This is a genomic window from Bradyrhizobium symbiodeficiens, assembly GCF_002266465.3.
GTDB classification, from domain to species: Bacteria; Pseudomonadota; Alphaproteobacteria; order Rhizobiales; family Xanthobacteraceae; genus Bradyrhizobium; species Bradyrhizobium symbiodeficiens.
The window spans coordinates 211092-229197 of the sequence record NZ_CP029427.2 but is presented as its reverse complement, the minus strand read 5'-3'; the positions used below and the strand labels follow the sequence as shown (position 1 = coordinate 229197).

General features: G+C 64.8%; 16 protein-coding genes. 9 read left to right on the top strand and 7 right to left on the bottom strand.

Annotated features, from left to right (window positions below):
- Nucleotides 1-5 precede the first annotated feature (5 nt).
- From CIT39_RS01070 to xth, 3 genes are all read left to right on the top strand, one after another.
- Entirely contained in the window at nucleotides 6-2486 is a 2481-nt protein-coding gene (locus tag CIT39_RS01070) for a DNA translocase FtsK (RefSeq protein ID WP_094975963.1), read from the top strand.
- 151 nt (nucleotides 2487-2637) lie between these two features.
- Complete coding sequence (locus CIT39_RS01065) at nucleotides 2638-3393, top strand: outer membrane lipoprotein carrier protein LolA (RefSeq protein WP_094975964.1); 756 nt, start codon at nucleotides 2638-2640, stop codon at nucleotides 3391-3393.
- A 125-nt stretch (nucleotides 3394-3518) separates the two neighbouring features.
- The gene (gene xth, locus CIT39_RS01060) at nucleotides 3519-4334 is read left to right on the top strand and encodes an exodeoxyribonuclease III (RefSeq protein WP_094975965.1); all 816 of its coding nucleotides are present in this window, start codon (nucleotides 3519-3521) and stop codon (nucleotides 4332-4334) included.
- 51 nt (nucleotides 4335-4385) lie between these two features.
- Here xth and CIT39_RS01055 read toward each other — a convergent pair whose 3' ends face one another.
- A complete protein-coding gene (locus CIT39_RS01055) occupies nucleotides 4386-4829 on the bottom strand; it encodes a cyclic nucleotide-binding domain-containing protein (protein ID WP_094975966.1) in 444 nt (147 codons plus the stop codon).
- A 58-nt stretch (nucleotides 4830-4887) separates the two neighbouring features.
- Nucleotides 4888-5574 (bottom strand): response regulator transcription factor, encoded by a 687-nt coding sequence (locus CIT39_RS01050; protein ID WP_008142830.1) that lies wholly within the window; start codon nucleotides 5572-5574, stop codon nucleotides 4888-4890.
- Between the two features lie 203 nt (nucleotides 5575-5777).
- Here CIT39_RS01050 and CIT39_RS01045 point away from each other — a divergent pair, with 203 nt between their 5' ends.
- Both CIT39_RS01045 and CIT39_RS01040 read left to right on the top strand, forming a co-directional pair.
- Nucleotides 5778-6347 (top strand): L,D-transpeptidase family protein, encoded by a 570-nt coding sequence (locus tag CIT39_RS01045; protein ID WP_162308951.1) that lies wholly within the window; start codon nucleotides 5778-5780, stop codon nucleotides 6345-6347.
- Nucleotides 6348-6353: 6 nt separating this feature from the next.
- On the top strand, nucleotides 6354-7139 hold the full coding sequence (locus CIT39_RS01040) for a 2-keto-4-pentenoate hydratase (RefSeq protein WP_094975968.1): 786 nt from the start codon (nucleotides 6354-6356) through the stop codon (nucleotides 7137-7139).
- Between the two features lie 47 nt (nucleotides 7140-7186).
- Here the strand turns inward: CIT39_RS01040 and CIT39_RS01035 are convergent, their stop codons facing one another.
- A complete protein-coding gene (locus tag CIT39_RS01035) occupies nucleotides 7187-7876 on the bottom strand; it encodes a YggS family pyridoxal phosphate-dependent enzyme (protein WP_094975969.1) in 690 nt (229 codons plus the stop codon).
- Nucleotides 7877-7985: 109 nt separating this feature from the next.
- Here CIT39_RS01035 and CIT39_RS01030 point away from each other — a divergent pair, with 109 nt between their 5' ends.
- Nucleotides 7986-9683 (top strand): diguanylate cyclase domain-containing protein, encoded by a 1698-nt coding sequence (locus tag CIT39_RS01030; protein ID WP_094975970.1) that lies wholly within the window; start codon nucleotides 7986-7988, stop codon nucleotides 9681-9683.
- Nucleotides 9684-9728: 45 nt separating this feature from the next.
- Here CIT39_RS01030 and CIT39_RS01025 read toward each other — a convergent pair whose 3' ends face one another.
- Entirely contained in the window at nucleotides 9729-10778 is a 1050-nt protein-coding gene (locus tag CIT39_RS01025; RefSeq protein WP_244607644.1) for a GGDEF domain-containing protein, read from the bottom strand.
- Nucleotides 10779-10970: 192 nt separating this feature from the next.
- Here CIT39_RS01025 and leuS point away from each other — a divergent pair, with 192 nt between their 5' ends.
- The 3 genes from leuS (at nucleotide 10971) to holA (ending at nucleotide 15238) form a co-directional block, all read left to right on the top strand.
- Nucleotides 10971-13607, top strand: a complete 2637-nt coding sequence (leuS, locus tag CIT39_RS01020; RefSeq protein ID WP_094975971.1) for a leucine--tRNA ligase — start codon at nucleotides 10971-10973, stop codon at nucleotides 13605-13607.
- On the top strand, nucleotides 13594-14145 hold the full coding sequence (gene lptE / locus CIT39_RS01015; RefSeq protein WP_094975972.1) for an LPS assembly lipoprotein LptE: 552 nt from the start codon (nucleotides 13594-13596) through the stop codon (nucleotides 14143-14145). Before leuS ends, lptE begins: the two co-directional genes overlap by 14 nt.
- A 64-nt stretch (nucleotides 14146-14209) precedes the next feature.
- Complete coding sequence (gene holA / locus CIT39_RS01010) at nucleotides 14210-15238, top strand: DNA polymerase III subunit delta (protein WP_094975973.1); 1029 nt, start codon at nucleotides 14210-14212, stop codon at nucleotides 15236-15238.
- A gap of 179 nt (nucleotides 15239-15417) precedes the next feature.
- Here the strand turns inward: holA and CIT39_RS01005 are convergent, their stop codons facing one another.
- The 3 genes from CIT39_RS01005 to rsmG form a co-directional block, all read right to left on the bottom strand.
- Nucleotides 15418-16305, bottom strand: a complete 888-nt coding sequence (locus CIT39_RS01005; RefSeq protein WP_162308832.1) for a ParB/RepB/Spo0J family partition protein — start codon at nucleotides 16303-16305, stop codon at nucleotides 15418-15420.
- Between the two features lie 141 nt (nucleotides 16306-16446).
- Complete coding sequence (locus CIT39_RS01000; protein ID WP_094975975.1) at nucleotides 16447-17301, bottom strand: ParA family protein; 855 nt, start codon at nucleotides 17299-17301, stop codon at nucleotides 16447-16449.
- 28 nt (nucleotides 17302-17329) lie between these two features.
- On the bottom strand, nucleotides 17330-18103 hold the full coding sequence (gene rsmG / locus CIT39_RS00995; RefSeq protein WP_094975976.1) for a 16S rRNA (guanine(527)-N(7))-methyltransferase RsmG: 774 nt from the start codon (nucleotides 18101-18103) through the stop codon (nucleotides 17330-17332).
- Nucleotides 18104-18106 lie beyond the last annotated feature (3 nt).

Below are 18106 nucleotides of genomic sequence, written 5' to 3'. Positions count from 1 at the left end.
GGCCCATGAGCATGTCGGCAATCGAACGTGTCATTCCACTGGTCGGCCATCTGCCGCCCTCGATCCGCGAGGGACTGGCGCGGCGAGTGCGCGAGCTCACCGGCTTCGGCCTGATCGGGTTGTCGGGCGTCGCCTCGGCAGCGCTGATGACCTGGTCGGTGCAGGACCCCAGCCTGAGCCACGCAACCTCAAGGCCGATCCGCAACATTCTCGGTTATGCCGGCGCGATCGGCGCCGACCTTGCCATGCAGATCCTCGGGCTCGGCGCCATCATGCTGGTCCTGACTGTCGCGGTCTGGGGCTGGCGCATGATGACCCACCGGCCGTTCGACCGCGAGGCGCTGCGGCTCGGCTCCTGGATTCTCTGCACGGTGATCGCGGCGGGCTTCGTCAGCTGCTGGCCGCATGGCGGCGCATGGCCGCTGCCGACCGGCCTCGGCGGCGTGGTCGGCGATGCGCTCGTGCGCGCGCCCGCAGTGATTTTCGGGCCGGCCGGTACGATCTATCGCATCGTGCTGGGCACGATCCTGTTCGCCGCGATGGCCGCGACCTTCCTGATCGCGTGCGGTCTCGGCGCCCGCGCGCACGACGACGAGTTCTCGGAGACCGAGGATGACGACAAGCCGCTCGACGAGGACGAGGACAGCGATCGCGGCTCCGTGTCGCTGGGCTGGCTGTTCCACGCACTGATGAGCACCAAGGCGCGGCTGATCTGGCTGTGTGGTGCCGCCTACCGCTCGCTGGTCTCGAGCGGCCCGAAGACCAAGGCCGTGGCGTTCAGCCGCCAGGAGCCGAATCTCGGCGGCGGCCGCGCTGCGCCTTCGATCTCGCCGCAGGCCGAGGACGAGGACGACGAGGACCATCACGAGGAAGAGGAAGACGAGGAGGAGGAAGAAGAGCAGCCCGCCGCGCGCGCCCCGCGCAAGAAGGCCGCGCCGAAGACCCCGGCCAAGAAATCCTCCGACAAGTTCGAGCTTCCGTCCGTGTCCGTGCTGGCCGCGCCCAAGGCCGGCGATCGCCAGCCGCTCAGCAAGGCCGAGCTGGAAGCCAATTCGCGTTCGCTCGAAGGCGTGCTGCAGGATTTCGGCGTGCGCGGCGAAATCGTGAAGGCCAATCCGGGCCCCGTGGTCACGCTGTACGAGCTCGAGCCCGCGCCCGGCATCAAATCATCGCGCGTCATCGGGCTTTCCGACGACATCGCCCGTTCGATGAGCGCGCTGTCGGCGCGCGTCGCCGTCGTGCCCGGCCGCAACGCCATCGGCATCGAACTGCCGAACGCGCATCGCGAAAAGGTCTATCTGCGCGAGCTGCTGGTCGCCAAAGAGACGGTCGATTCGGTCGCGAAACTCCCGCTCTGCCTCGGCAAGACCATCGGCGGCGACCCCGTCATCATCGACCTCGCGCGCACGCCGCACATGCTGATCGCCGGTACCACCGGCTCCGGCAAGTCGGTCGCCATCAACACCATGATCCTCAGCCTGGTCTACCGGCTGCGCCCGGACCAGTGCCGCCTGATCATGGTCGATCCGAAGATGCTCGAACTCTCCGTCTATGACGGCATTCCCCACCTGCTCACGCCCGTCGTGACCGACCCGAAGAAGGCGGTGGTCGCGCTGAAATGGGCCGTGCGCGAGATGGAGGAGCGCTACAAGAACATGGCCAAGCTCGGTGTGCGCAACATCGACGGCTACAATACGCGCCTGCTCGAATTGAAGGCCAAGGGCGAAGAGCCGACGCGTACCGTACATACCGGCTTCGACAAGGAGACCGGCAAGGCGATCTACGAGGAAGAGAAGCTCTCGCTCGATCCGCTGCCCTACATCGTCATCATCGTCGACGAAATGGCCGACCTGATGATGGTCGCCGGCAAGGACATCGAAGGCGCAGTGCAGCGTCTCGCGCAGATGGCGCGCGCGGCCGGCCTGCACGTGATCCTCGCCACGCAGCGTCCGTCGGTCGACGTCATCACCGGCACCATCAAGGCGAACTTCCCGACCCGCATCGCCTTCCAGGTCACGTCCAAGATCGACAGCCGCACTATTTTGGGCGAGATGGGCGCCGAGCAGCTGCTCGGCCAGGGCGATATGCTCTACATGGCCGGCGGCGGCCGCATCAGCCGCGTGCACGGACCTTTCGCGTCGGACGACGAAGTCGAGAAGGTGGTGCGTCACCTCAAGACGCAGGGCCAACCGGAATATCTCGAAGCTGTTACCGCCGAGGAGCCGGCCGAAGACGAGGACGGCGGCGCCGTGTTCGACGCCAGCGGCATGGGCGCGGATGGCGGCGGCGATTTGTTCCAGCAGGCCGTTGCGATCGTCAAACGGGACCGCAAGGCTTCAACCAGCTACATCCAGCGCCGCCTGCAGATCGGCTATAACCGCGCCGCATCGCTGATGGAGCGCATGGAACTGGAAGGCATCGTCGGACCCGCCAATCATGCCGGCAAGCGCGAGATTCTGGTCGAGGAAGAAGACAGCCATATGTGAGGCGGGGTCCTCGAGACATCCTTTCACGCGAAATCGTTATCTGCTTTTGCCCGAAATCACGCTAAAAGACGCCCAGCCACGTTAGGACGACGCGTTGATCAGACATCCGGACATTCGATTCGCCGCCACCATCGCTGCGCGAAGCGCGCGCGTGGCCGGCGTGCTTCTCGTCACCGCCGCGATGGTGACGGCATCGTCATTTGCGCAGACAGTGCCGGTGCCGAAACCGGCGCCGAAGGGCCGCGAGGGCGGCGCCTCTGCCGGCGGCCCCACAGTCACCGGCGCGACCCAGACACCGCCGAATCCGGTGATCCCGGATCCGCGCCGCAACGTGCCGAGCAGCATCTTCCAGACCTTCGATGCCAACCAGAAGGCGCAGGCCGCCAAGGTCAGCGCGTATCTGTCGTCGCTGTCGACGCTGGTCGGGAATTTCGTTCAGGTCGGTCCCGACGGCAGCAAGACGCAAGGCGATTTCTACATCCAGAAACCCGGCAAGGTGCGCTTCGAGTACAACGCGCCGAGCCCGATCGACATCGTCGCCGACGGATCCTCGCTGGTGGTGCGCGACCGCAAGCTCGCAACCCAGGACGTCTATCCCCTCTCACAGACGCCGCTGCGTTTCCTGCTGTCGGATCGCATCGACCTGATGAAGGACACCAATGTCGTCAACGTCTCGGCCGACGACGTCTTCGTCAGCGTCACCATCGAGGAGAAGCAGGCACTGGTCGGCACCAGCCGGCTGCTGCTGATGTTCGGCGCCAAGGACGGCCAGTTGAAGCAGTGGACCGTCACCGATCCGCAAGGATACGACACCACGATCGCGGTCTACAATCTGGATTCGAGCAAGAAGCTCGATCCCGGTATGTTCAAGATCGATTTCACCAATTACGGCCCGGCGCCGGGTTGAATGCCGTAGGGTGGGTTAGCCGAAGGCGTAACCCACCACCGTTTGTCTCCGCGGAAAGCAAGTCGGTGGATTACGCTTCGCTAATCCACCCTACAATTTGCCGCCCATGCTAAGACGCATCTCTCATGCGTTTTTCCCTGACAACCTGGAACATCAATTCGGTGCGGCTGCGCATCGATCTGGTCGCGAAGTTTCTCAAGAGCGCGCGGCCGGACGTGCTGTGCCTGCAGGAGACCAAGTGCATCGACGATGCGTTTCCACTGAAGCGCTTCAAGCGGCTCGGCTATGAGCACGTAGCACTGAACGGGCAGAAGGGCTATCACGGCGTCGCCATCGTCTCGAAGATTCCATTCGAATCGACTGATATCCGCACCTTCTGCGACAAGGTGGATTCGCGTCACATCTCGGTGTCGTTCGGCGAGAAGGCCAATATCGCAAGGCCGCTGGTGGTGCATAATTTCTACGTCCCCGCCGGCGGCGATATTCCCGATCCCGCGCTGAACGAGAAGTTCGATCACAAGCTCCGTTTCCTCGACGAGATGAAGGCGTGCGAGCCGCTGCATCCGCGCGGCGAGGATCGCCACATCCTGGTCGGCGATCTCAACGTCGCCCCGCAGGAGAACGACGTGTGGTCGCACAAGCAGCTTCTGAAGGTGGTCTCGCATACGCCGGTCGAAACCGAAAAGCTGGAGGCCGCACTGGCCGCGGGCGAATGGGTCGACGTCGCACGCGACCGGATTCCGATGTCGGAAAAAGTCTACACGTGGTGGAGCTACCGCTCCGCCGACTGGACCGTCGGCGACCGCGGCCGCAGGCTCGACCACATCTGGGTCTCGCGCGCGCTGAAAGACGCGGTCAGCGATTTCACGATCCTGCGCGACGCGCGGAGCTGGGAGCGGCCGTCGGACCATGTCCCGGTGACGGTGACGCTGGAGGTGTGATCGTCATTCCGGGGCGCGCGTAGCGCGAGCCCGGAATGACAGCGGAGAGACTCACGATGTCAGCTTCGCACCCGCCATCAGGATATCGCTGGCAATCTGGCTGGAGCGGATCGCAAATTCATCGCGCAGCCGAACCGCAGCGGCCGGATCGCTTTCGAGCACGCGCTGGAACAAGCTGCGCGCGACGCGGATGACGGAGGAATGCTCCAGCGCGATCGCGCTCGACGGCCGTTTCATCGGCACAACCAGCGCGAGCTCGCCGATCAACGCTCCGGGACCCGCGATCATCTCGGCGCCTGCGCCGTCATCAACCCGGAAGGCGCCGCGCTGGACCACGAAGCCGGCATCGGCGTCGTCGCCGAGATTGAACAGGGTATCGCCGCGGACGAAGTTGCGCTGCTCGGAGCCGATCGCCAGCATGCGCAACGAGGCGTCTCCCAACAGGCGCAGTGTCGGGACTCGCTCGAGAAGCGCTACGTCGTCGTCGATTGACATTCAGATCCGAGGCTCAAAGGCATGCGATCTAAAACGATTCGCACGCCCTTCGAGCGTATCACGGCACCAGCTTGTAGCCACCGGCTTCCGTAACCAGGATTTCCGGGTTGGCGGCGTCCTTCTCGATCTTCTGGCGAAGGCGGTAGATGTGGGTTTCCAGCGTGTGGGTGGTGACGCCGGAATTATAGCCCCAGACCTCCTGGAGCAGGGTCTCGCGCGAGACCGGCATCTGGCCGGCGCGGTAGAGGAAGCGGAGAATGGCGGTCTCCTTCTCCGTGAGCCGCACCTTGCGCGCATTGGCGGCGGTGAGCATCTTGGAGCCGGGCCGGAAGGAGTAGGGGCCGACCGAGAACACCGCGTCCTCGCTGGCCTCGTGCTGGCGCAGCTGGGCGCGGATGCGGGCCAGCAGGACGGCGAAACGGAAGGGCTTTGCGACATAGTCGTTGGCGCCGGATTCGAGCCCCAAAATCGTATCGGAATCGGTGTCGTGCCCGGTCAGCATGATGATCGGGGCCTTGAAGCCGCCTTTGCGCAGGGAGCGGACCACCTCGCGGCCGTCGGTGTCGGGCAAGCCGACATCCATCAGGACCAGATCGGGGGAATTGGCCTTTGCGGCGCTGGCGCCCTTGGCGCCGGTATCGACGGCGGAGGCTTCGAATTCTTCGTGCAGCGATAATTGCTCCACCAACGTATCGCGCAGATCGGTATCGTCATCCACGATGAGGATCTTGCGGGCATTGGCCATAGGGGGTCATCCTTTTGGAGTCCGACTCGGCGCGCATGCATGCTGCACCCAATCGGGAGGGGAAGTTTAGGGGTCGCCGTTATTATTGTTGTTCGTGTTGAAGTAGTGGGCTGTTACCGATTCACAAGCCGGAAGCACTCTAACTCAGAATAGCAGGCCGGTTCGATGAATGTCCTGTAATGAATTCGACATTGCACGTTCACATGAAAAATAAAGCAGCTTCAGCTAGTTACGTCACCAATCGACGGGCCGGACCGCTGTCCGCGATCCGCGTTAAGCCTGCGGCCGGGAATCCGCGCCGGGGATGGCTGTCGGCAGGAACGCTGACCATTCCGGTGGCACTGGGCCGGGGCGGCATTCTCGCCAACAAGCGCGAAGGTGACGGCGGCACCCCGAGGGGCAGCTTCCGTCCCAAGCGCCTGTGGTGGCGGGGCGACCGGCACAGCCGGCCGCGGACCTTCCTGCCGGCCCGGATCATCACCGGCGAGGACGCATGGTGCGAGGACCCCAAAGACCGCCATTACAACCGGGGAATCCGGCTCGGCGCGGGGCAGGGCGGCGACCGGCTCAAGCGGGCCGACCATCTCTATGACTTCATTGTCGAAATCGACCACAATACCAGGCCGCGCATCGCCGGCCGTGGCAGCGCGGTGTTTTTGCACTTGGCCCGCGACAATTTCGGTCCGACCGCGGGCTGCGTCTCGATGACGAAATCTGCGATGCTGCAATTGCTGCGGCGATTGGGACCAGAAACAAAAATCATCATCGGGTGAGGGTACATGCTCGACAGGGATCAGATCGCAGCCGCCGCGCGCGTGCTCGTCCAACATTGGCGCGACGGCACCAAGCTTGACGCGCTGGAGCCACGGCTGCGGCCGCAGAGCCGCACCGAGGGCTACGCCGTTCAGGCAGCGCTCGAAACATCGTCGCCCGGGACATTGTTCGGCTGGAAGATCGCGGCCACGAGCGTATCGGGACAGAAGCACATCAACGTCACGGGGCCGCTGGCCGGTCGCATCATGAGCGACACTGTGGTCGCCGATGGCGGCACCGCGTCGATGAAGGGCAATCAGATGCGCGTCGGCGAACCGGAGTTCGCCTTCCGCATGGGACGCGATCTGCCGCCGCGCGCAACGCCCTACACTGTCGACGAGGTGCTCGCCGCCGTCGAGACCTTCCATCCTGCGATCGAGATTCCCGATTCGCGCTTTGCCGATTTCGCCAGAGCGGGCGAGGCGCAGCTGATCGCCGACAACGCCTGCGCGCATCTGTTCGTGCTGGGTGCGGCGACGACTGCGAATTGGCGTGCGATGGATCTCGTCGAGGAACGGCCACAGATCACGCTGCGCGGCGAGCGCCATGTCGGCCACGGCAAGAACGTGCTCGGCGACCCCCGCGCCGCGCTCGCCTGGCTCGCCAACGAGTTGCGCGGCCTCGGACTCACCTTGCGAGTAGGGCAGGTGGTGACCACAGGCACGTGTCACCCGCCGCTGCCGATCCAGGCCGGCGATCATTTCGCGGCGGACTTCGGCGTGCTCGGGAAGGTGTCGGTGGGGTTCGCATGAAGTAGCTTTATGCTCCGCTGTCGTCCCTGCGTTCGCAGGGACAACAATCACCTGTGCCCAAAAATCGCACTCCCCACGCGGACATGGGTGGCACCCAGCATGATGGCGTTGGCGAAATCTGCGCTCATGCCCATCGAGAGATTGGTCAATCCGTTGCGCGCGGCGATCTTGGCGGTCAGCGCGAAATGCGCCGCCGGCGGCTCGTCGACCGGCGGGATGCACATCAATCCGGAGATGGTCAGCCCGTAGGTGTCGCGGCAGCTGGCGAGGAAGGCGTCGGCCTCGCCAGGAGCGATGCCGGCCTTCTGCGGCTCCTCGCCGGTGTTGATCTGAACGAAGAGTTGCGGGTGCTTGTTCTGGGATTCGATCTCCTTGGCTAACGCCTGGCAAATGCTCGGGCGGTCGACCGAATGGATGGCGTCGAACAGCGCGACCGCCTCTTTCGCCTTGTTGGACTGCAGCGGTCCGATCAGATGCAGCGCGATGCCCGGGTAAACGGACGTTAACGCAGGCCACTTTCCTTTGGCCTCCTGCACCCGATTCTCGCCGAACACGCGCTGTCCGGCGTCGATAACCGGGATAATTGCATCCGCGTCGAAAGTCTTGGACACCGCGATCAGCGTCACCGAGGCGCGATCGCGTCGCGCATCACTGCAGGCGCGGGCGATTTCGGCTTCGACCGCGGCGAGCGCGTTTGGTGAATGGCCGGTTACCGGCTTGTCGTTTTCATCTGTCATGACGGCGATTGATCAAGGTCGTAACCTGGGTAAGTCCAATTTTACCGAGTTCAAGAAAGAGTTTTTGAACCCTTCGCTTTACCTTGGTGGACGGGGTGGGGTAGCGAAGATGGCAAGCGTCAGTTTCAACCGCAAACGAGCGAAACTCAAGCAGGTTCTCGGAATCCGGGCGCGCCTTGCACTGCTCGCGGTGATTCTGGTGGCGCCCTTGATGCTGGAGCGCATCCGTTCGCTGGAAGACACCCGCACGCGGCAGATCGCGCAGGCCACGGCTGAATTCAACACCGTCGCAAGACACAGCGCGGATGCGCAGCGCGAGGTGATCTCGTCGGTCGAGACCATCCTGAAATCGGAGGCCTTCATTCGCGCCTCCGCCGGCGGCGTCAGCAAGAGCTGCGACGTGCTGCGCGCCAGCCTGCCGTCGAACCTGCCCTGGATCCGCACGCTCTTGATCGCGGGCGCAGACGGGCGCATCCAGTGCGCGACCAACAACATGTATGTCGGCCTCGACCTGAGCGACCGGCCCTACTTTCAGCAGGCCCAAACGAGCGGCCGCTTCGTGCTGAGCGATTTCATCCTGTCGCGACCGGCGCAGACGCCGACCGTGATGGCTGTCTATCCGGTCTCCGCCTTCAGCGGCACATCCGACGCCGTCGTGCTCGCCACGGTCAACCTCGACTGGATGTCGAAGGTCATGAACAATCTCGGCGGCCGCGCCGGCATCACCGCCGTGCTGGTCGACAGCGCAGGCACCGTGCTGGCCGCGCCAGCCGATCAGCACAGTGCGGTCGGCCGTCCGCTCGACAACATGCCGCTGATGTCGGCGATCGCCGACAGGGCGCTGCGTTCCGACCAGGATGAAGGCTCATTGTCCTTCCTCGCCGCCGACGGCTCGCGTCGCGCGGTCAGCTACATCCGCATCTCAGGCACCAACGCCCGCCTGATCGCCAGCATCGACGAAGACAAGGTGTCGGCGGCGGTCAACCGCGACATCCGTACCGCCTATCTCCAGCTCGGTTTCGTCGTCGTGTTCGTCCTGCTCGGCGCGCTGATCGCCGCCGAGAAGCTCGTCATCAACCCGATCGAGATGCTCGCCGACATGGCCAAGCGTCTCGGTGAGGGCGATCTGTCGGCCCGCGCGGCGCGCAACCGCCTGCCGGCCGAGTTCGTGCCGCTGGCCCGCGCGTTCAACGCAATGGCGGCGCAGCTGAGCCAGCGTGAGCGCGAGCTGATCGCGAGCAACGACCGGCTGACGGTGATGGCCTCGATCGACATGCTGTCGGGGCTCAACAATCGCCGCGGTTTCCAGAGCCGCCTCGACTTCGAATGGATGCGCGCGCAGCAATATGGCAGCGACCTCGCGCTGCTGATGATCGACGTCGACCACTTCAAGCTGTTCAACGACACCTATGGCCATCTCGAAGGCGATTCCTGCCTGACCCGGCTCGGCGAATCCCTGTCCGGCATCGCCGCCGACACGATGGGTTTCGCGGCCCGCTATGGCGGCGAGGAGTTCTGCCTGCTGCTGCCGAACACCGACGTGAACCGCGCCGTCGAGATCGGCGAGCAGGTGCGCGCGGCGGTGCTGAGGCTGTGCCTACCGCACATCACCTCGGCCCACATGATCGTGACCGTCTCGATCGGCGTTGCCGCAGCGAAGCCCAACGAGGCCTTGCGTCCCGGCGACCTGATCGAAGCCGCCGACGCCGCGCTCTACGCCGCAAAACACCGCGGCCGCAACAAGGTCGTCGAGCACGGCGTTCAGGCAACCGAGACCGGCGCCGCGGACATGATGATGGCGGGCTGATCTTCAGCCAAGGCCGACGTCGTCGTCGGCACGCCCCGCAACAGGCTAACCCGCAGTCCCCGCGCGATCGAGCTCGGTCTCCGTCACCACGCGATTGCGGCCGCTGCTCTTGGCGAGATAGAGGGCGCGGTCGCAGCGCTCGATGAGATCGGCGATAGCTTCGCCGGCCCGGTATTGCGCCACGCCGATCGACACGCTGATGCTGGGCAGGACCTCTCCGGTCGAGCGGCGGGTGATCGTGCACTCGGCGAGCGCGTGCCTGATGCGCTCGGCGAGATCGGCACAGGTGGCGAGATCGGCATCCGGCAGCACCGCGATCAGCTCCTCGCCGCCATAGCGCGCCGGCAGATCCTGCTCGCGAACCTTTTCGCGCAGCACCTTCGCCATCAGACGCAACACCTGGTCGCCGACGCCGTGGCCGAAATTGTCGTTGAACGCCTTGAAGTGGTCGATGTCGAGCATCAGCATGCTGAGCGGCTCGCCCCACGCCGCAGTCGCCTGCGCCTTGCGCAGGAATTCGTCGAGCGCCCGCCGGTTTGCGAGGCCGGTCAGCGTGTCGGTCCGGGCGCGCTCCTCGGACCTCGATAGCGAATCGCGGATGACATCGAGCTCGCGGGTCTTTTCCGCAAAGCCCGCTTCCAGCCGTGTCGCCCGCGTGGCGGCCCGTGCCAGCTCGTTCATGAGCTGGGCGACCAGCGCCTTCGGATCGACGCCGGCCTTGCCCTGGTCCGCCACCTCGCTGATGACCTGCATCTGCGAATGGTTGTCGGCGATCGCGGTCGTCAGAAATTCCTTCGCGGCCCCCATGAGCGCCTGCAGCCGCTCGGACGTGTGCACCACGGCGGCGGCACTCACCTGGGGCGCGACATAGGTCTTGAACAAGTCCTGATTGGTCCTGCTGTCGAAGGGACGATTGTGGTCGATCAGGAGATCGACGGCGTTGCGCAGATCGTCCTGGCCGCCCGCGAAATACAGGAACCAAACGGCAAAATTGGCCGGGGTCGGCGCAATCCGCTGTTCGGCCATGCTCCGCATCGCCCGTCCGGCGACGGACGCGGCATAGTCGTAATCGGGTTCGTCGAAGCTGGAATCCATCGTGCTCATGCGGTCTCGTCGGGCCGCAAATTGGCATCGAGCCCTTAATCCCACCCCAACGTGGGCCCTCGTAGTTATGCGGAGACGCCGGGCAAAGTTCCAAATCGCGGCAACCCATTGACCCCTTAAGGACTTCTATGGCCTAGTCCGCCGTCTTGAGACGGCCGAACCCACGAAAACCCCAACGATTCCATGACCTCCGAACGCTATAACGCCCGCGACGCCGAACCGCGCTGGCAACGCCTCTGGGACGAACAGGCGATCTTCGTCTCCAAGAACGACGATTCGCGGCCGAAATACTATGTGCTCGAGATGTTCCCCTACCCGTCCGGGCGCATCCATATCGGCCATGTCCGGAATTATACGCTCGGCGACGTGCTGGCCCGCTTCATGCGCGCCAAGGGGTTCAACGTGCTGCATCCGATGGGCTGGGATGCCTTCGGCCTGCCGGCCGAGAACGCCGCGATCGAGCGCAAGGTCGCGCCGAAGGCCTGGACCTACGACAACATCGCCGCGATGAAGAAGCAGCTCCGCTCGATCGGGCTGTCGCTGGACTGGTCACGCGAATTCGCGACCTGCGACCCCAGCTACTACAAGCACCAGCAGAAGATGTTTCTGGACATGCTCGCCGCCGGTCTCGCCGAGCGCGAGAAGCGCAAGCTGAACTGGGATCCGGTCGACATGACCGTGCTCGCCAACGAGCAGGTGATCGACGGGCGCGGCTGGCGCTCCGGTGCCGTCGTCGAACAGCGCGAGATGAGCCAGTGGGTCTTCAAGATCACGAAGTACTCGCAGGAGCTGCTGTCCGCGCTCGACGGGCTCGATCGCTGGCCCGACAAGGTGCGGCTGATGCAGCGCAACTGGATCGGCCGCTCGGAAGGGCTGCTGGTCCGCTTCGCGCTGGATGCGGCGACGACGCCCGCCGGCGAAAACGAGCTGAAGATCTTCACGACGCGCCCGGACACGCTGTTCGGCGCAAAGTTCATGGCGATCTCGGCGGATCATCCGCTGGCGCAGGCAGCCGCCGCGAAGAACCCGAAGCTTGCGCAATTCATTGCCGACATCAAGAAGATCGGCACCGCGCAGTCGATCATCGACACCGCGGAGAAGCAGGGTTTTGACACCGGTATCCGCGCGGTCCATCCGTTCGATCCGACCTGGAAGCTGCCGGTCTATGTCGCCAATTTCGTGCTGATGGAATACGGCACCGGTGCGATCTTCGGCTGCCCGGCGCATGACCAGCGCGACCTCGATTTCGTCAACAAATACGGCCTCGGCAACATTCCGGTGGTCTGCCCCGAGGGCCAGGATCCCAAGACGTTCGTCATCACCGACACCGCCTATGACGGTGACGGCCGCATGATCAATTCACGCTTCCTCGACGGCATGACCATCGAACAGGCCAAGGACGAGGTCGCCAGACGGCTGGAAAGCGAGCTGCGCGGCAATGCGCCGGTCGGCGAGCGTCAGGTGAATTTCCGGCTGCGCGACTGGGGCATTTCGCGCCAGCGCTATTGGGGCTGCCCGATTCCCGTCATCCATTGTCCGAAATGCGATGTGGTGCCGGTACCGGATGCCGACCTGCCCGTGGTGCTGCCGGAGGATGTGAGCTTCGACAAGCCGGGCAACGCGCTCGACCATCACCCGACCTGGAAGCACGTGACCTGCCCCAAATGCGGGGCTAAGGCCCAGCGCGAAACCGACACCATGGACACCTTCGTGGATTCGTCCTGGTATTTCGCGCGCTTCACCGATCCCTGGAACGAGAGCGCGCCGACGACGCCCGCGGTGGCCAACCGGATGCTGCCGGTCGACCAGTATATCGGCGGCGTCGAGCACGCGATCCTGCATCTGCTCTACAGCCGCTTCTTCACCCGCGCGATGAAGGCGACCGGGCACCTCGCACTGGACGAGCCGTTCGCCGGCATGTTCACGCAGGGCATGGTGGTGCACGAGACCTATCAGAAGGCCGACGGCACCTATGTGCAGCCGGCCGAGGTCAAGGTCGAGGTGGGCGGCAATGGGCGCCGCGCAACGCTGCTGACGACGGGCGAAGACATCCAGATCGGTCCGATCGAGAAGATGTCGAAGTCGAAGAAGAACACGGTCGATCCCGACGACATCATCGAGACCTACGGTGCGGACGTCGCCCGCTGGTTCATGCTGTCCGACTCCCCGCCCGACCGCGACGTGATCTGGAGCGACGAGCGCGTCCAGGGCGCCTCGCGTTTCGTGCAGCGGCTGTGGCGGCTGGTGAACGATTCCGTCGAACTCGGCAACGCCGCGCCGGCGGCCCGGCCGGCCAGCTTCGGTCCGGACGCGACGGCCCTGCGCAAGGCCGCCCATGCCGCGCTCGACAAGGTCACCACCGGGATCGAGCGGCTGCACTTCAACGTCTGCCTGGCCCATATCCGCGAATTCGCCAATAGCTTCTCGGAGATCCTGCAGCGACCCGGGCAGCCGGCAGGCGATCTCGCCCCAGATCTGGCTTGGGCGATCCGGGAAGCCAGCCAGATCCTGGTCCAGCTGTTCTCCCCGATGATGCCGCACCTCGCTGAGGAGTGCTGGCAGGCTCTCGGCCAGACCGGGTTGGTTTCAGAGGCCAATTGGCCGCAAATCGAACGCGATTTGCTGGTCGAAGACAGCGTGACCCTGGTGGTCCAGGTTAACGGCAAGAAGCGGGGTGATGTCACAGTTGCAACAGCGGCCCAGAATCCGGAAATCGAGGCTGCCGTTTTGGCGCTCGATGCGGTAAAGCTGGCCCTGGACGGCAAGCCCGTCCGCAAGGTGATCATCGTCCCCAAGAGGATCGTGAATGTTGTCGGCTAGGATCCGCATCGCAGCCCGCTTGCTGGCGGTCGCCGCCTTGGCGGCGCTGACGGCTGGCTGCTTCCAGCCGATGTATGCCGAGCGCGGCGACGGCACGCCCGGCTTGCGCGAGAAGCTGATGGGGGTGGAGCTGCCCCCGATCAACAAGCCCAATGCCTCGCGCGAGGCCCGCGTCGGCGTCGAAATCCGTAACGCCCTGGCCTTCAAGCTTTACGGCAGCGCCACGGGCATGCCGCCGACCCACAAGCTGGAAATCCGCTTTACCACCAGCCGTTCCTCGCTGATCGTCAGCGCCACGACGGGACTGCCGACCAGCGAAAATCTCGGCATCGACGCCCAGTACAGGCTGGTCGAGGTTGCCACCGACAAGCCTGTCATGACCGGCACGACCTTCTCACGCGTGTCCTACGACATGCCGGGGTCCTATCAGCGCTTCTCCCGCACCCGCGCCGTGCGCGATGCCGAGGATCGCGCCGCCAACGAGATCGCCGAGAACATCACCACCCGGCTCGCCTCGTTCTTCACGGCAGGCACCTAAATTTGCTCCCTCATTTCCGGGCTTGACGACATCGCGAGCCGGGCAATGACGTCCTTGAGGCCCGATGGTTGCGCTGCGTGGAAAAGAGATCGACGCCTTCCTCGCCCGCCCCGATGCGGGCCGTCCAATCATCCTGCTCTACGGTCCCGATGCCGGCTTGGTGCGTGAGCGCGCAGACGCGCTGATCGCCTCTGCCGTCGATGATCCCAACGATCCATTCTCGCTGGTCAAGCTCGACGGCGACGAGCTCTCCGCCGAGCCCTCGCGCCTCGTCGACGAAGCCATGACGGTGCCGCTGTTCGGCGGCCGCCGCGCCATCCGCATTCGCGCAGGCTCGCGCAGCTTTGCCAGCGGCATCGACACCCTGGCCGAAATGAACGTGAGGGATTGCCGCATCGTGATCGAGGCCGGCGAGCTGCGACCGGAATCGCCGCTGCGCAAGGCCTGCGAGCGCGCCAAGGCAGCCGTTGCGATCGGCTGCTATCCCGACACCGAGCGCGACCTTGCCAAGTTGATGGAAGACGAGCTCCGCATCGCAAATTTGCGCATCGCGCAGGATGCCCGCGCGGCGCTGATGTCCTTCCTCGGCGGCGACCGCCAGGCCTCGCGCAACGAGCTGCGCAAGCTGGCCCTCTATGCCCATGGCAAGGGCGAGATCACGCTGGACGACGTGATGGCGGTGGTTGCGGACGCGTCCGAGCTCAAGCTCGACCCGATCGTCGACGGGGCCTTTGCCGGCCGGCCCGACATTGTCGAGACCGAATTCGCCAAGGCCATGATCGCCGGCACTTATCCCGGCGTCATCATCTCCGCCGCGCAGCGCCAGGCTGCGTGGCTGCACAAATCGGCGCTCGCGATCGCCGACGGCCAGCCTGCTTCCGCCGTGCTCGACGGCGGTTATCCGCGCCTGCATTTCTCACGCAAGCCAGCGGTCGAAACGGCACTGCGCAATTTCAGCGTGGCGCGGCTCGCCGCCATCATCGAGCAGCTCGCGAGCGCGGCGCTCGACACCCGCAAGCAATCGACGCTGGCCGCAGCCATCGCCCAGCGCACTCTAATGGCGATCGCCGCGAACGCGAAGCGGCGGGGATAGCCGCTGTCTCGTGCCCCGGACGCAGCGCAGCGCTTCTTGGCGGTGCGCTGCAGAGCCGGGGCCCATGCGTCTGCGATTTCGTTCTTGGCTATGGGTCCCGGCTCTGCGCAGCAACGCTGCGCGTTGCAGCGCGTCCGGGACACGAGAACGGCGAGCACTGCACTCGCAATGACGGAAACCTACAGCGCGCCCTTGGCCAGACGCTTCATCACCTCGTCGAGCTGATCGAGGTTGCTGTAGCTGATCTGGACCGAACCGCCGGGATCGCGGTGATTGACGGTGACCTTGAGGCCGAGCGCGTCGCTGACACGCTTCTCGAGATCGATCGTATCGGGGTCTTTTTCCTTGCCCCCGGTGGCGCGCGCCTTTTGCGGCTTGCGCTCCGGCACGCCCTCTTCATGTGCGAGCGCCTCCGCCTGGCGCACGTTGAGGCCCTCCTCGACGATGCGCTTGGCAGCCGCGAGCGGATCGGGCACGCCGATCAGCGCGCGGGCGTGACCGGCGGTCAGCTCGCCGGTCGCGATGAAGGCCTGCACTTCGGCTGGCAGCTTGGTAAGCCGCATCATGTTGGCGACGTGGCTGCGGCTCTTGCCGACGACTTTTGCGATGTCTTCCTGGCTGCGTTTGAACTCGTTGGCGAGCGCGTGATAGCCCTGCGCCTCTTCCATCGGATTGAGATCTTCGCGCTGCACGTTCTCGACGATCGCGAACTCCAACGCGTCGCTGTCGCTGATGTCGACCGGGACGATCGGCACTTCATGCAGGCCGGCCATCTGCGAGGCGCGCCAGCGCCGCTCGCCGGCGATGATCTCGAAGCGATCCTGCGCGCCCTTCACCGGGCGCACCACGATCGGCTGGATCACACCATGCTGCCTGATGGACTCGGAGAGCTCCTTCAGTTCGGTGTCCGAAAAGGTGCGGCGCGGATTACGCGGATTGGCCTTGATGAACTCGATCGGCACCTTGCGCTGCGCGCGCGGCCGATCGACATGCTGAGCCTCGCCACCGACATCACCGATCAGACTTGCAAGACCCCGGCCCAGTCGCGAACGCGCTTCGTCGGCCATCGCCAGCTCCCTTGGATTCACGCTGCAGCACTCCAGAACTGAATTGTCGTAGGGTGGGCAAAGCGAAGCGTGCCCACCAGTTGTCTATGTGCGTAAGATGGTGGGCACGGCGAAGGCGCCTTTGCCCACCCTACGGCACCGTCAATGCGTGACGCGCAGCTCGCGCTCGCGCTGGATCACTTCGGTGGCAAGCCGCAAATAGGCTTCGCTGCCGACGCATTTGAGATCGTAGACCAGCACCGGCTTGCCGTAGGACGGCGCCTCCGAGATGCGGACGTTGCGCGGGATCATGGTCTTGTAGACCTTCTCGCCCATGAACTGCCGGACGTCGGCGACGACCTGATTGGAGAGGTTGTTGCGCGAGTCGAACATGGTCAGCACGATGCCGTGGATCGACAGATTCGGATTGAGCGTCGAGCGCACCTGCTCGACCGTCTGCAAGAGTTGCGACAGACCTTCGAGCGCGAAGAACTCGCATTGCAGCGGCACCAGGATCGCGTCCGACGCCGCCATCGCGTTGACCGTGAGCAGGTTGAGCGAGGGCGGGCAGTCGATCAGCACATAGGTGTAGTCGGCATCCGGCGAGACGTTGTTGTTGAGCGCGCCGATGGCGTCGCGTAGCTTGAAGGCGCGGCCGGGCGTGGTGCCGAGCTCGAGCTCAAGACCGGAGAGATCCATGGTCGAGGGCGCGATGTGCAGCCGCGGCACCGCGGTCGACACCACAGCTTCACGCAGGCCGGCTTCCCCGATCAGCACGTCATAGGTCGAGCAGGAGCGGTTGCGGCGGTCGATGCCGAGGCCGGTCGAGGCATTGCCCTGCGGATCGAGATCGACGATCAGGACCCGCTCGCCGATCGCGGCGAGTGCCGTGCCGAGGTTGATCGCTGTGGTTGTTTTTCCCACACCGCCCTTCTGATTCGCCAGCGCCAGGATGCGCGGGTGGCCGTGCGGGACCTCGGAAGTCTGCTCTTGCTGCGGCTCGTCAATCGCGCTCATCGAAATTCCCCACTCGGCCCCTGACGCCTCACCCGCGCCGTTCGACGGACATCAGCTCGACGATCCACCCGTCGCCAGTACGGCTTTTGTGGAGCTGCGGCTGAATATTCCAATATTTAGCGGCTTCGGTCAATTCAGCCTCTACATCTTGACCCTTGAGAAACAGCGCCTTTGCGCCCTGGCGCATCAGCGGCTCCGCAAAACCGATGAGTTGATGTAGCGGAGCCAAGGCACGCGCGGTGACGCAATCGACGGGGCCGGTGATTCTATCCACATTATCCCCGATCTCAGCCAGATGTACGACTCCCGGAGATGTGGTGACGCGGACCGCTTCGCGCAAAAACGCGGCCTTCTTGGCGATTCGCTCGACAAGATGAACGCTAGCGCCTGGAGTCCCTGCCATGGCGCAGGCAAGCACGACGCCGGGGAAGCCGCCGCCGCTACCGAGGTCGGCCCAGCGCTTTGCGGACGGCGCGAGATCGACGAGCTGAAGCGAGTCGGCGATGTGCCGGGTCCAGAGCTGCGGCAAAGTCGAGGGAGCGACCAGGTTGGTCTTGGCCTGCCACTCCCGGAGCAACGCGATATAGCGGTCAAGCCGTGCTTCCGTTTCATGTGAAACAGGCGCGAGCTTCAGCGCCTCGCCCTTGTCCGCGGCAATGACGGAGTCGAGCGCCTGATCGTTGGCGCTGGCCTTGTCGATCTTCGGCTTGGCCGGTCCAGGGTCAGGTCGACGATCCGCGCCCTCGCCTGTTCCGGGTCGTCGCGTTAGCGGTCTGTCGCCGCCCGGTCCGCGCTGTTTCACGTG

Coding starts and splice junctions, on each gene's coding strand:
- CIT39_RS01070 (WP_094975963.1), top strand. CDS start 6: ATGAGCATGTCGGCAATCGAACGTGTCATTCCACTGGTCGGCCATCTG.
- xth (WP_094975965.1), top strand. CDS start 3,519: ATGCGTTTTTCCCTGACAACCTGGAACATCAATTCGGTGCGGCTGCGC.
- CIT39_RS01055 (WP_094975966.1), bottom strand. CDS start 4,829: ATGTCAATCGACGACGACGTAGCGCTTCTCGAGCGAGTCCCGACACTG.
- CIT39_RS01050 (WP_008142830.1), bottom strand. CDS start 5,574: ATGGCCAATGCCCGCAAGATCCTCATCGTGGATGACGATACCGATCTG.
- CIT39_RS01045 (WP_162308951.1), top strand. CDS start 5,778: ATGAAAAATAAAGCAGCTTCAGCTAGTTACGTCACCAATCGACGGGCC.
- CIT39_RS01040 (WP_094975968.1), top strand. CDS start 6,354: ATGCTCGACAGGGATCAGATCGCAGCCGCCGCGCGCGTGCTCGTCCAA.
- CIT39_RS01035 (WP_094975969.1), bottom strand. CDS start 7,876: ATGACAGATGAAAACGACAAGCCGGTAACCGGCCATTCACCAAACGCG.
- CIT39_RS01030 (WP_094975970.1), top strand. CDS start 7,986: ATGGCAAGCGTCAGTTTCAACCGCAAACGAGCGAAACTCAAGCAGGTT.
- CIT39_RS01025 (WP_244607644.1), bottom strand. CDS start 10,778: ATGGATTCCAGCTTCGACGAACCCGATTACGACTATGCCGCGTCCGTC.
- leuS (WP_094975971.1), top strand. CDS start 10,971: ATGACCTCCGAACGCTATAACGCCCGCGACGCCGAACCGCGCTGGCAA.
- lptE (WP_094975972.1), top strand. CDS start 13,594: ATGTTGTCGGCTAGGATCCGCATCGCAGCCCGCTTGCTGGCGGTCGCC.
- holA (WP_094975973.1), top strand. CDS start 14,210: ATGGTTGCGCTGCGTGGAAAAGAGATCGACGCCTTCCTCGCCCGCCCC.
- CIT39_RS01005 (WP_162308832.1), bottom strand. CDS start 16,305: ATGGCCGACGAAGCGCGTTCGCGACTGGGCCGGGGTCTTGCAAGTCTG.
- CIT39_RS01000 (WP_094975975.1), bottom strand. CDS start 17,301: ATGAGCGCGATTGACGAGCCGCAGCAAGAGCAGACTTCCGAGGTCCCG.